The sequence below is a fragment of the Vibrio profundi genome (assembly GCF_005281835.1).
Classification (GTDB): domain Bacteria; phylum Pseudomonadota; class Gammaproteobacteria; order Enterobacterales; family Vibrionaceae; genus Vibrio; species Vibrio profundi.
This window is the reverse complement of sequence record NZ_RZIS01000004.1, coordinates 121,179-133,882: the sequence shown is the minus strand read 5'-3', so window position 1 is coordinate 133,882 and position 12,704 is coordinate 121,179. Positions and strand designations below refer to the sequence as shown.

The 12,704-nt window shown below is 44.6% G+C and carries 10 protein-coding genes; 4 read left to right on the top strand and 6 right to left on the bottom strand.

Annotation, left to right across the window (positions count from 1 at the left end; all coding sequences use genetic code 11):
• The first annotated feature begins 148 nt into the window (after window positions 1-148).
• Window positions 149-772, top strand: coding sequence for a trimeric intracellular cation channel family protein (locus tag ELZ11_RS11995; protein WP_137357654.1), 624 nt, complete (start codon window positions 149-151; stop codon window positions 770-772).
• 58 nt (window positions 773-830) lie between these two features.
• On the opposite strand, the gene ELZ11_RS11990 is transcribed toward ELZ11_RS11995, so the two are convergent.
• A complete protein-coding gene (locus tag ELZ11_RS11990; RefSeq protein ID WP_137357653.1) occupies window positions 831-1,565 on the bottom strand; it encodes an SDR family NAD(P)-dependent oxidoreductase in 735 nt (244 codons plus the stop codon).
• Between the two features lie 89 nt (window positions 1,566-1,654).
• On the opposite strand from ELZ11_RS11990, the gene ELZ11_RS11985 reads away from it, so the two are divergent.
• The gene (locus tag ELZ11_RS11985; protein ID WP_137357652.1) at window positions 1,655-2,599 is read left to right on the top strand and encodes a LysR family transcriptional regulator; all 945 of its coding nucleotides are present in this window, start codon (window positions 1,655-1,657) and stop codon (window positions 2,597-2,599) included.
• Window positions 2,600-2,623: 24 nt separating this feature from the next.
• Here ELZ11_RS11985 and aroC read toward each other — a convergent pair whose 3' ends face one another.
• Both aroC and prmB read right to left on the bottom strand, forming a co-directional pair.
• Window positions 2,624-3,709: a chorismate synthase gene (gene aroC, locus ELZ11_RS11980; protein WP_137357651.1), complete on the bottom strand. Its 1,086-nt coding sequence runs from the start codon at window positions 3,707-3,709 to the stop codon at window positions 2,624-2,626.
• A 206-nt stretch (window positions 3,710-3,915) separates the two neighbouring features.
• Window positions 3,916-4,848, bottom strand: coding sequence for a 50S ribosomal protein L3 N(5)-glutamine methyltransferase (gene prmB / locus ELZ11_RS11975; protein ID WP_137357650.1), 933 nt, complete (start codon window positions 4,846-4,848; stop codon window positions 3,916-3,918).
• Between the two features lie 62 nt (window positions 4,849-4,910).
• On the opposite strand from prmB, the gene smrB reads away from it, so the two are divergent.
• Window positions 4,911-5,441 (top strand): endonuclease SmrB, encoded by a 531-nt coding sequence (gene smrB / locus ELZ11_RS11970; protein WP_137357649.1) that lies wholly within the window; start codon window positions 4,911-4,913, stop codon window positions 5,439-5,441.
• 100 nt (window positions 5,442-5,541) lie between these two features.
• Here smrB and sixA read toward each other — a convergent pair whose 3' ends face one another.
• Window positions 5,542-6,006 carry a phosphohistidine phosphatase SixA gene (sixA, locus tag ELZ11_RS11965; RefSeq protein WP_137357648.1) on the bottom strand — a complete coding sequence of 155 codons (465 nt, stop codon included), beginning with the start codon at window positions 6,004-6,006 and terminating at the stop codon, window positions 5,542-5,544.
• A 268-nt stretch (window positions 6,007-6,274) separates the two neighbouring features.
• On the opposite strand from sixA, the gene ELZ11_RS11960 reads away from it, so the two are divergent.
• Window positions 6,275-9,052, top strand: coding sequence for an insulinase family protein (locus tag ELZ11_RS11960; protein WP_137357647.1), 2,778 nt, complete (start codon window positions 6,275-6,277; stop codon window positions 9,050-9,052).
• Window positions 9,053-9,132: 80 nt separating this feature from the next.
• On the opposite strand, the gene fadJ is transcribed toward ELZ11_RS11960, so the two are convergent.
• Together fadJ and fadI are read right to left on the bottom strand one after the other, a co-directional pair.
• Window positions 9,133-11,304 carry a fatty acid oxidation complex subunit alpha FadJ gene (gene fadJ, locus ELZ11_RS11955; protein WP_137357646.1) on the bottom strand — a complete coding sequence of 724 codons (2,172 nt, stop codon included), beginning with the start codon at window positions 11,302-11,304 and terminating at the stop codon, window positions 9,133-9,135.
• Window positions 11,304-12,611, bottom strand: coding sequence for an acetyl-CoA C-acyltransferase FadI (gene fadI / locus ELZ11_RS11950; RefSeq protein WP_137357645.1), 1,308 nt, complete (start codon window positions 12,609-12,611; stop codon window positions 11,304-11,306). The genes fadJ and fadI overlap by 1 nt, the downstream gene beginning before the upstream one ends.
• Between the last annotated feature and the right edge of the window lie 93 nt (window positions 12,612-12,704).

Sequence of the window (12,704 nt, the reverse complement as noted above, 5' to 3'; positions counted from 1 at the left end):
AGTATTACTAAAGCTAATCTGAAAGGCAGCTTCGAAGTACTAATTTTCATTCGCCATCCAGCTGCTTTGCCACTACACTCTCGCTTCTTTTTATATCCTGCAATTAATACCGTTCGGTTTTATAGACCTATTATCAAGAGATAATGCAATGCTACTAAGTGTTTTGTATATCATCGGCATCACGGCAGAAGCGATGACTGGCGCACTCAGCGCTGGAAAACAAAAAATGGACTGGTTTGGAGTTATGTTGGTCGCAAGCGCGACAGCCATTGGTGGCGGAACAGTAAGAGATATATTACTGGGTCACTACCCACTAGGTTGGGTGGAAAACCCTGAGTTTTTAGCCATCACCTGTGTCGCGGGAGTCATCACCACAGGGCTTGCAAAATGGGTAATCAAACTAAAAGGGCTATTCATTCGATTGGATGCGCTAGGTTTGATCGTCTTTAGCATCATTGGTACCAAAGTCGCGATCAATATGGGATTGCACCCAGGAATTTGTATGGTGTCAGCTTTGGTAACAGGCGTCTTTGGCGGCTTGTTGCGTGATTTGATCTGTCGCCAAACACCACTGGTTCTGCATGAAGAGCTATACGCATCCGTTGCGTTGTTGGCGTCTGGTCTTTACCTCACGCTGTTGGAGTTTGGAATTAATGATGTCACCAGCACCATCGTCACGCTGGTGGTCGGATACACATTAAGAATGGCAGCCGTTCGTTTCAAGTGGCGCTTGCCTTCTTTCCATCTCGAAGGTGAAGGCTCAATTCACTAGCTTTTAACTAAACTTCATATTCTGGTGCAATGAACTTGCACCAGAATACCTTACACGCTTACAAACCTAACCCAGCGTCGATCTCAAGTACGGCATTACGCATTCCAATGGATCCTTTTGAAAGAAGGAACTCTATAGAAGGGACGATATCTGACGCTTCAAGTATTCGTCCAAGTGGCGTTGAAGTCATCGCTTCTTGTAGCTCACCAAAGCCCTCTGCTGATATGCCCGCCTTCTTCTGAATTTCTGTCGCCGTTACCCCAGGCCTCACACTATTGATTCGAATACCTCTGTCGGCTAAATCTAAATTTAACGTGGCAACAAGTCCTTCGAGCGCTGCTTTACTTGCGGTATAAATAGATGAGTCGGCAAAGGCTTTATCCACCACAATACTAGAAACCATCACAACACTGCTTGAATGATTGATGACCGGGAGCAGCGATTGTAATATGAAAAATGGTGCTCTAAAGTTGATGTTCATCGTATGCTCGAATTGCTCTAAAGTGGTTACACCGAACGAGTTGGGGAAGTACACACCTGCATTCAACACTACACCGTCTAACTGAACCCCTTGTTCCTGTAGCTGCTTTCCTAAGGCGACGGTATCGTCATGCTGTTCACTGTCACATAGGATTGCGGTGACATCACCGTTTAATAGCGCTGACACTCTTTCTAACTTCTCAGCACTCCTTCCAGTAATCACCACATGATGCCCTTGCTCAACGAACCGCGTCGCCGCAGCGAGACCTATTCCTGCCGTACCACCTGTAATCAAATATGTGTTGAGTCCCATTAGTCCATCTCCTTGATTGAATTCTGTACAAGAATAATGGAAAGTAAAACGCTCAATAAGACACCAATTAGGTAATAGTTTAGTTCCAAATGGATACCAATAACCTAGAAACTCATAAAGTTCTGCCCTATTTAGTCGTATTTCGATTAGTCGCGAAGCTCGGGAGTTTCCAAGCCGCAGCCAATCAACTGCAACTGCCTCGTCCTTCTGTAAGTAAAAAAATAGCCCAACTTGAAAATATGATGGGACAGAGGTTGATTCAGCGAACGACTCGTAAGTTAGCTTTGACCGAAAGCGGCGAGAACCTTTTAAGGGTGACTGACACACTGCCTAGTTTAATGAATAGTGTTGACGAATTTATCTCTCAGCAGCAGATTGAACCCAGTGGCGTTGTAAAAATTAGCTGTTCTACCCTGATCGGCCATCGATACCTACTTCAACACATCAAAACCCTTATTCAGCGCTTCCCTGACGTTCAGTTGGATTTAAGTTTCGATGACAACAATGTCGACTTGTTAGACGATAAAATCGATATCGCGATTCGTATCGGCCACCTACCCGACTCTCCAATGGTGGCAAGGACGATTGGCTATAAGTCATGGTGCTTTGTGACCAGTCCTGAGTACCTACATACGGCTCCAATGCCTATACACCCTCGCGAATTCATTCACCATCAATGTTTAGTCTTTAAAAACAAGACTCACGTACACGACTGTTGGCCATTTAAGTCTGAAATTAACACAGTTGAATCTGTTCAAGTTGAAAGAACCCTAACGAGCGATGATGCTAGAGCCCTGGTCGAAATGTTAAAAGATGGTCTAGGCATTGCCATGATTGACCCAAATTTTATCGAGCACGAAATCAAATCTGGCGAACTCGTTAAAATACTGCCCGACTATTGCATTGAAGATACTGTACCAATTCAATTGGTGTGCTTGGGGAAAAGTACTAGGACGAAAGCCAGTAAGGTTATTTGGGAAGAGTTAGCAAAATTACTTCCGCCACATTTCATGCAAAAAAATAGCGCCCGTTAGGCGCTATTTAAATCGAAATGAAGCTTAAATCTTAGGTGTTTCTGTTGTCACACCAAAGTTTTGTCCACGATGACGCAATAGGTGGTCTAGCAGTACAATCGCTAGCATCGCTTCAGCGATTGGAACCGCACGAATCCCTACACATGGATCATGACGACCTTTAGTGATTAGCTGTGTCGGTTCGCCATCTTTAGTAATCGTATCGCCTGGTACGGTAATACTTGATGTTGGTTTCAGCGCAATGCTTGCCACAATATCTTGACCCGTCGAGATACCACCAAGAATGCCACCAGCGTGATTGCTCGTGAAGCCTTCAGGTGTCAGTGGATCACGATGTTCACTACCCTTCTGGCTCACAACGTCAAAGCCATCACCAATCTCAACGCCTTTTACAGCGTTAATGCTCATCAGAGCGTGTGCGATATCAGCATCTAAGCGATCAAAAATTGGTTCACCGAGGCCAACCGGTACTTTGGTTGCAACCACTTGAATCTTCGCACCAATAGAGTTGCCTTCTTTCAAAAGGTCACGAATCATTTGATCGAACTCTGGTACTTTATCTGCGTCTGGGCAGAAAAATGCGTTGTTTTCGATTTCGTTCCAATCAACTTTATCAATTGAAACGTCACCCATTTGAGAAAGGTAAGCTTGAATCTCTACACCAAACTCTTGTTTTAGGTACTTTTTAGCAATCGCACCCGCCGCAACACGCATTGCCGTTTCACGAGCAGAAGAACGACCACCGCCACGGTAATCACGTACACCATATTTTTGATGGTAAGTGTAATCGGCGTGACCAGGACGGAATTTGTCTTTGATTTCAGAGTAATCTTTAGAGCGTTGATCGGTATTTTCAATTAACAGACCGATAGATGTACCTGTTGTTTGGCCTTCAAATACACCAGACAGAATCTTCACTTCATCGGCTTCACGACGAGCAGTCGTATAGCGAGACGTACCCGGACGACGGCGATCCAAATCTTTCTGTAAATCTGCTTCTGAAATTTCTAGTCCTGGTGGGCATCCATCTACGATACATCCTAGTGCGATACCGTGACTTTCTCCGAATGTCGTTACTCGGAAATGTTGTCCGATACTGTTTCCTGCCATTGCTTCCTCAACCTATTCAGCCCTGTAAAATGGGCTTTACACTTTAATTTTTCATTATTTCATAGTGTCTTTATTACGGTTTGATGTAAACCCCTAAAGACGAGCAATTTGCCGATTTAACCCGTATAGAAAAAATTAACACGCATAAAAAACGCCAGCATATCGCTGACGTTTATTTTTATTGCTCGATAACTCTGTTTACTACGTTAGTCTTTGTAGATAGAGAACTCATCTGCACAAGCAACTAACTGTTCACGAGTCATCATGAATACGCCGTGACCACCGTTAGAGAACTCGATCCAAGTAAACGGAATTTCTGGGTACTGATCCATCATGTGAACCATTGAGTTACCCACTTCACAAATTAGGATGCCATCGTCTGTTAGGTAATCTGGCGCGTTAGCAAGAATACGACGTACAAGCTTTAAGCCGTCAGAACCTGCTGCTAGGCCAAGCTCTGGCTCATGAGTGAACTCGTCTGGCAAGCTGTTCATATCTTCTTCGTCCACATACGGTGGGTTCGATACGATCAGATTGTACTTTTCTTTTGGTAAATCACGGAACAAATCAGAACGGATTGGGAATACTTGCTGCTCCATACCGTGGTCTTGAACATTTTGCTCTGAAACTTGCAGCGCTTCTGTAGAAATATCAATCGCGTCTACTTCTGCCTCAGGGAAGGCATGCGCACACGCAATCGCAATACAACCACTGCCCGTACATAGATCCATGATACGAACTGGTTCTTCTGTTAACCAAGGTTGGAATTGTGCTTCAATCAATTCACCGATAGGTGAACGTGGCACAAGTACGCGCTCATCGACAAAGAACTCAAGGCCGCAGAACCACGCTTTGTTGGTTAAGTAAGCCGTTGGCGTACGATCGTTGATACGCTTAATCACACGCTCAACAATACGCAGGCGCTCGCTGCTCGTTAGGCGAGAATTTAAAACATGCGAAGGAACATCAATCGGCAGATAAAGAGTAGGTAAAATAAGTTGTACCGCCTCATCCCACGCATTATCCGTTCCGTGGCCATAAAATAGGCCAGCAGCGTTAAAGCGACTAACAGTCCAACGAATCACATCTTGAAGCGTGTGTAGTTCTGATACCGCTTCTTCTACAAAAATCTTATCCAAAATTGTCTCCGAAAAGCGCTACAATACTGCTAATTACGTTTCAAATTAGAATTCATAAGCTGATGAGCAAAAAAGACACCGACTTCGATGACGATTTCGCCTTATTCAACGATGCAGTAAAGGGCGTTAAAAAGTTGCAACAGGATACCATAATCCAGCAACCAAAAAGAAATACCAAACAAAAAGAAATTACTCGCACAGCACGACAAGCGAGTGACAGTGAGTTTTATTTCTCCGACGAATTCATTCCACACTTAAATGAAGACGGCCCAACCCGCTACGCTCGCGACGACGTGTCTAAATACGAAGTCAAACGGCTGAGACGCGGCGTATACGTACCCGATGTTTACTTAGATATGCACGGTATGACTCAGCAAGAAGCCAAACGAGAACTAGGCGCAATGATTGCTCACTGCGTAAAAGAAAGTGTAGCGTGTGCCTGTGTACAGCATGGTATTGGCAAACACATCCTTAAACAAAAAGTGCCGTTGTGGCTCGCCCAACACCCGGATGTCATGGCATTTCACCAAGCCCCTTTAGAGTTCGGCGGAAACGGCGCTTTGCTCGTTTTACTGTCTATCCCAGAAAAATAAGCCCCACCCAAATTAGGCGAGGCTGACAATTTTCAATGACTCATTCAGTGTTCACTCGGCGCATTAACAATAATGTGCCGTGTTGCCACTTGTCCCCTAATTAAGGGTTAATGTTCCACAATAGTTCGCCAGTTTGACGCTCTAGGTCATAATCGACACATACTAAACCTGATGTCGGAAACATTGGCGGCATCATATCTTTGACAAACTCAGCAGTAAGATACCCCACGAGAGGCAAATGCGAAACAAATAGCACACTATCAAGCTTTTCCACCTCCGCCAGCGCTAACGTAAAATCGAACACCTGATCCGACTCTCCATATGGCGTGATATCGTCGCACGTTTCAACTTTAGTGCCGGAAAATACCGTCGAGATTTCTTGCCAAGTCTGCTGAGCGCGCAAATAAGGGCTCACTAGTACCTTATCAAACTGATGAAAGCCTTGTTCCTTTGCTGCTTGAGCAACGGCTACCGACAGTTTTCTACCACGTTCTGTTAATGCTCTTTCTGCATCTGAAGCGGCAAAGTGTTCAGCTTCACCATGACGCATAATGAATATCTTCATATTTAATCCTATCGGCGTAGTAGCGGTTTTATAAAAGCAATGGCTACCTAGGTATTTGATTCTTAAACGAGGTAAATCTCGTTTCAATATAAATAATTATATCAAGTAGCTTGATAAAGAGTTCGACTTTCTTAACAATCTGATAAAAGAATTAAATACTCTTAGCATCAGCAATAAAATGCATTTATATCCCAAAATATAAGAGCAAGATTTGCACCAATTTATATACGGTACATAATTTAAAAATCACCACCTCTGGAGACGCCCTGTGCATTTAAGCCCAAATGACGAACATCAATACCGCTACCTAACCCTAAGTAACGGTTTACGAGTTCTTTTAATTCGTGACGAAGATGCGCAAAAGGCAGCAGCGGCACTGGCGGTCAACGTGGGGCACTTTGATGACCCACAAGACAGAGAAGGTTTAGCCCATTATCTTGAGCACATGCTCTTTTTGGGCACAGAAAAATACCCTAAAGTGGGCGAATTTCAAAGCTATATTAGCCAACATGGTGGCAGCAATAACGCTTGGACAGGTACAGAGCACACTTGCTTCTTTTTTGATATTGATCCAAATGCATTTGAACCCGCATTAGATAGATTCAGCCAATTTTTCAGCGCACCTTTATTTAACGAAGAGGCACTCGATAAAGAGCGACAAGCGGTCGAGTCAGAATACAAAATGAAGCTCAATGACGACTCCAGGCGTCTCTATCAAGTTCACAAAGAAGTCGTTAACCCGAATCACCCCTTTGCCAAGTTTTCTGTCGGCAATTTAGAAACTCTTGGTGACAGAAACGGCCAATCAATTCGCCAAGAAATTCTCGAATTCCACCAGAAGCAATATTCCGCCGATTTAATGACATTGACCCTAAGCGGCAATCAAGCGTTAGATGAAATGCAGCAATGGGTTGAAGATAAATTTTCAAGCATCGAAAACCACCAGCTGGCCAACAAGTCCATTACGGAGCCAATCAATTCGGGCAATAGTACGGGCATTCAAGTCAAGGTTGACCCAGTTAAAGAAATCCGAAAACTCATCTTAACCTTCCCGATGCCGGGAATGGATGAACATTACGGCACCAAGCCATTATCCTTCTTTGCTCACCTGCTCGGCTATGAAGGCGAAGGAAGCTTGATGATGCAACTGAAAGAAAAAGGTTGGATCACTTCTTTATCTGCAGGTGGTGGGGCGAACGGCAGTAACTACCGCGATTTTTCCGTCAGTTGTAATCTAACGCCAGAGGGCTTATCAAAAACGGATGAAATCACTCAAGCGTTATTCCAATACCTCAAACTCATTGAGCAGCAAGGGATGGAAGAATGGCGCTATTTGGAAAAGCAAGCCGTATTGGAATCCGCATTCCGCTTTCAAGAACCAGCGAGACCACTCGATATCGTCAGCCATTTAGTGATCAACATGCAGCATTACCCAGAAGAAGATGTGGTGTATGGCGATTACAAAATGTCTCATTACGACGAAGACTTACTGCAATCGATCTTTGCGTATTTCAAAGTAGACAACTTACGCTCTACGCTAATCGCACATGGGTTTGAACATGACCGAAGTGCAAAGTGGTACTTTACGCCCTATTCTGTTGAAGCGTTTTCAGAGCACCAAAAACAAGCCTTTCTCATCGTCGACCCCGGTTGGCAGTTCGTATTACCCAATAAAAACCCATTCATTTGCTATGAGTTAGATCCAACGCCACTCGAGAAAGAAAAACAGTACCCAGAACTAATTGAAGACTTAGACGGTTTCAAGCTATGGCATTTACAAGATAGTCAATTTCAAGTTCCAAAAGGCGTGCTTTACATCGCGATCGACAGTCCACACTCTGTCTCTAGCCCTCGAAATATCGTCAAAACTCGTTTATGCGTTGAAATGTTTTTAGACTCGCTCGCTAAAGAGACTTATCAAGCTGAAATTGCAGGCATGGGCTACAACATGTATTCCCACCAAGGCGGGGTGACATTAACCTTATCTGGTTTCAGTCAAAAACAACCCCAGTTACTTGAGATGATTCTTAAACGCTTCTCTACTCGTGACTTCAGCCCTGTTCGCTTTGCGACTATCAAACAACAGTTACTAAGAAACTGGCGAAATTCAACGCAAGATCGCCCTATTTCTCAACTTTTCAATGCTATGACTGGTATTCTCCAGCCAAACAACCCACCTTATTCGGTGCTAGCTGAAGCGTTAGAAACCATCGAAGTCGATGAATTAGCCCCATTTGTAGAAGCAATTTTGGCCGAATTGCATGTAGAAATGTTTGTATTTGGAGATTGGCAACAAGCCGACGCTCATAATATGGCGACAACCCTAAAAGACGCGCTGCGCGTACATGGGCAAGAATATGAAGAATCGCTTCGTCCACTCATCATGCTTGGAGAAAATGGCAGCTTCCAGCGTGAAGTGAACTGCGACCAAGAAGACTCCGCCATTGTTGTGTATTACCAGTGCCCAGACACAACACCAAGAAGCATCGCGTTGTATTCTCTGGCTAACCACCTAATGTCATCAGCCTTTTTCCACGAGATTCGAACCAAGCAGCAGCTGGGTTACATGGTCGGTACCGGAAATATGCCACTAAACCGCCACCCGGGTATCGTGTGCTACGTCCAATCACCCAACGCTGCACCTATCGATCTAATTAGTTCGATTGACGAATTTCTAAACGCTTTTTACATGGTGTTGCTCGAATTAAACGAGTACCAATGGCACAGCAGTAAGCGCGGATTATGGAACCAAATTTCTACGCCAGACACCACACTAAGAGGAAGAGCCCAACGACTTTGGGTTGCCATAGGTAACAAAGATCTAGACTTTAACCAGCGAGAAATTGTACTTGAAGAGTTAAAGACGCTATCGCGCTCCGATATGATTCGATTTGTCGTGAACGAGTTAAAACCTCGTACCGCTAACCGATTAATCATGCACACTCAAGGTAACGCCCACCACGAGGAAGATCCATTAGATATTGGCGTAGAAATTGGCTCAATCGACGAATTTCAGCTCAGACCCAAAGATTGTGGTCTAGGTTAATTACCATCGACATACATAAAAAAGCGCTTACCAATGGTAAGCGCTTTTTGTTTTTAACTGATCAATCTTTTACCGATCGCTTAGTAAAAGCTTTCGTCCAAGCCAGCTCTCGTCAGTAAACCATCACAAGGTGCGAATCGATCGCCGTATTTTTCAGCGAAGTCATTCATCATATCGACAAGTACTTTGATGCCAATTTGATCCATGTAACGGAATGGACCACCAAGGAATGGAGGGAAACCAATACCGAAGATCGCACCAATATCACCATCGCGAGCACTTCGAATGATGCCCTCGTCAAGACAACGAACAGCTTCATTCAACATTGGTAATACGCAGCGCATTGCGATGTCATTATCTGACAGTTTAGATTCAGGCGATAATTTCAAAAGCTTATACACTGATTTATCGACTTCTTTCTTCTTACCTTTGTAGGTATAGAAGCCTTTACCACTCTTACGCCCTTTTCGGCCGTCATTCAGCAGCACGTCAAATACATCAGGTCCTTGGAAGCGTTCACCTAGCTCATTGACCAAGATTGGAATGATTTTCGCGCCAATATCGACACCCACTTCATCCAATAGAGTGATTGGTCCAACTGGGAAGCCAAAATCTAGAACTGTGTTGTCTAGCTTTTCAATCGGCTCACCCGCAAGTAACAGGTGCGCAGCTTCATTCATGTAAGGTGCAAGAATACGGTTCACATAAAAGCCAGCACAGTCTTTCACAACGATCGGCGTCTTACCTTGTTTCTTCGCAAGCGCAACTACCGTAGAAATCGTTTCATCAGACGTGGTTTCATGTGGGATAACTTCTACCAGCGGCATTTTCTCTACTGGACTAAAGTAATGCAAGCCAACCACGTTTTCTGGGCGCTCTGCCTTTTCTGCAATCTTATGGATTGGTAGTGAAGAGGTATTAGTTGCGAAAATCGTTTCAGGTTTAGCGTTTTTCTCAATATCAGCAACCATTGACTGCTTCAAATCAAGATCTTCAAATACCGCTTCAACAACTACATCGATTTGCTTGAAGCTCGTAAAGTCGATACCACCAGAAAGCTGAAGCATTTTGCTTTGTAAGCCCGCTTTAGAAATAATCTTACGCTTACGCTGCTTTTCAAATAGCTTGTAGTTGTAGTTCAGTGCATTTAGCACACCATCATTAGATACATCTTTGATACGAACAGGCACTTTAGCTTTAGCGACGCTCACATGGCTAATACCTGCACCCATCAAACCGCCACCTAACACTCCGACTCTTTGAATTGCTTTCGGGTCCGCATCGCTGCCATTTTCTTTCTTCATTTCTGTTGTCGCGAAGAAAATAGAACGCAACGCTTTCGATTCAGAAGTCATCACCAATTGAGAGAACTTCTTCGCTTCGAACTGTAGGCCTTTTTCAAAACCGTTTTCTAGGCCGTAGCGAATGACTTCCAAAATAGCATCAGCCGCCGGATAGTTGCCGCGTGTTTTCTGATTCGTTTTCTTAGAAGCTTGTTCGAAAATCACTTTACGGCCAAGGCTGTTACGTGAAATCAGCTTTTCTTTAGTTGTCGCTTTATTTTTTGCTGCTGGACGCTTCGCTGGTTTTTGACCCGCATTTTTTTCTACGAAGCTTTTCGCTACATCCAACAACACCGTATTTGGTACACACGCGTCCACAACGCCCATTTTTTTGGCTTTCTTCGCGCGTAGTTGCTTACCAGTCAGAATAAGATCCAGTGACGGCAGCAAACCAATTAAGCGAGGCAAACGCTGAGTGCCGCCCGAGCCTGGTAACAAACCAAGTTGTACTTCTGGAAGTCCTAAACGAGTGCTATCCGAGTCGCTACATACTCGGAAGTCACAAGCAAGCGCGAGTTCCAAACCGCCGCCAAGACAAGGCCCGTGAATAGCAGCCACAACTGGGTATGGTAGCTCTGAAAGTGCCTGGAACATTTCCTGGCCTTGACGCGCAAGCGACTCCGCTTCATCCGATGTTTTACATGCATCAAGCATTCTTACATCTGCACCAGCAATAAAGTTGTCCGGCTTAAGGGAATGAACAATCAGCCCTTTGATGGTGCTTTGCTTCTCTTTCAATTGCTCAAAAATGACTTTCATTTCTTCAGCAAATGCCGCTTGTAGCGTGTTCATTTTTTCGTTAGGTACATCGATTGCCAGCCAAGCCAAGTTCTGCTCGTCAATCGTTAACGAAAATGCTGTTGAATTCGTATTTTCAATCTTGTTTGTTTGATCGCTCGTCGTTGACATTATTCCGCCTCCAAAATCATTGCCGCACCTAGTCCGCCAGCCGCACACGCTGTATTCAATGCTAATCCACCGCCTCTACGTTTCAGTTCACGTAGCGTTTGAGTCATCATACGCGCACCAGTTGCCGCAAATGGGTGACCGTAAGCAAGAGAACCGCCGAGCACGTTAAATTTATCCATATCGATTTCGCCAATGGCTTTAGAGCGGCCTAAATTTTCTTGAGCGAACTTATCGCTTGCGAACATCTTCACATTCGATAGTGCTTGCGCTGCAAAAGCTTCGTGCATATCCACTAAATCCAGATCCGATAATTCAAGACCAGTATTCGCAAGCACCTTCGCCGTTGCGTAAGACGGGCCCATCAACATGTCAGTTTCAACACCGATAGCCGAGAACGCATAACCGCGAATATAGCCAAGGATATCTAAACCTAACTCTTTGGCTTTGCCTTCTCGCATTAACATGACAGCCGCACCGCCATCGGTTAGAGGTGTACTGTTGGCAGCCGTTACACTACCGTACTGGCGATCAAAAGCGGGACGCAGTTTGGCGTAGCTTTCTAGTGTTGAGTCGTGGCGAATATTATTGTCTTCGCTGATCCACTTTTTATAAGGTTGTGGAAACGCCGTCATTACTTCATCTTGAATCTTGCCATCTTTCCAAGCTTGCGAGGCTAGAGTATGAGAGCGGTGAGCAAGGGCATCTTGTTCTGCACGTGTAATGCCGTGTGTTTTAGCCATTTGCTCAGCAGTTTGACCCATTGAAAGGCCAGTTGAGTATTCTGCAACCGCAGGAGGTACAGGCATCAAATCTTTAAAAGATAAAGATTTTAGAATCTTAAGTTTCTGACCAACCGTTTTCGTTTTGCTTAATGCCAATAAGTTCGCAGCGAGCTTTTTCGATACTCCGATAGGCAATACTGAGGATGAATCAGCACCACCCGCGATACCAATATCAATCGCGCCCGCCATAATACTTTCGGTTACATTAACTGCCGCTTGAAAACTCGTCGCACAAGCACGAGTCACACTGTAAGCATCAGTGTGGATGTTCATTCCTGTGCCTAATACGATTTCACGCGCAATATTTGGCGCTTCTGGCATTTGTACCACTTGGCCAAATACCACTTGTTCAATTAAAGCTGGGTCAATATCCGTTCGTGCAAGCATATCGCTTACAACCATTTTACCCAGGTCCACCGCGGGCACTTGGCTAAATTCAGTACTCTGGCGAGCGAATGGGGTTCGTAATCCTGCGACAACGGCAACACGCTCTCCCGAACGAGTTTTGAGTTCCTGTTTGCCCATGGTTTCTCCTTGAGGTTAAGAGGTCAGACCTGAAGCATTGTAAAGAAGTTGTTAATTAAATCAAACGCGCGTTTAAGTAAACGTGATGCTGAT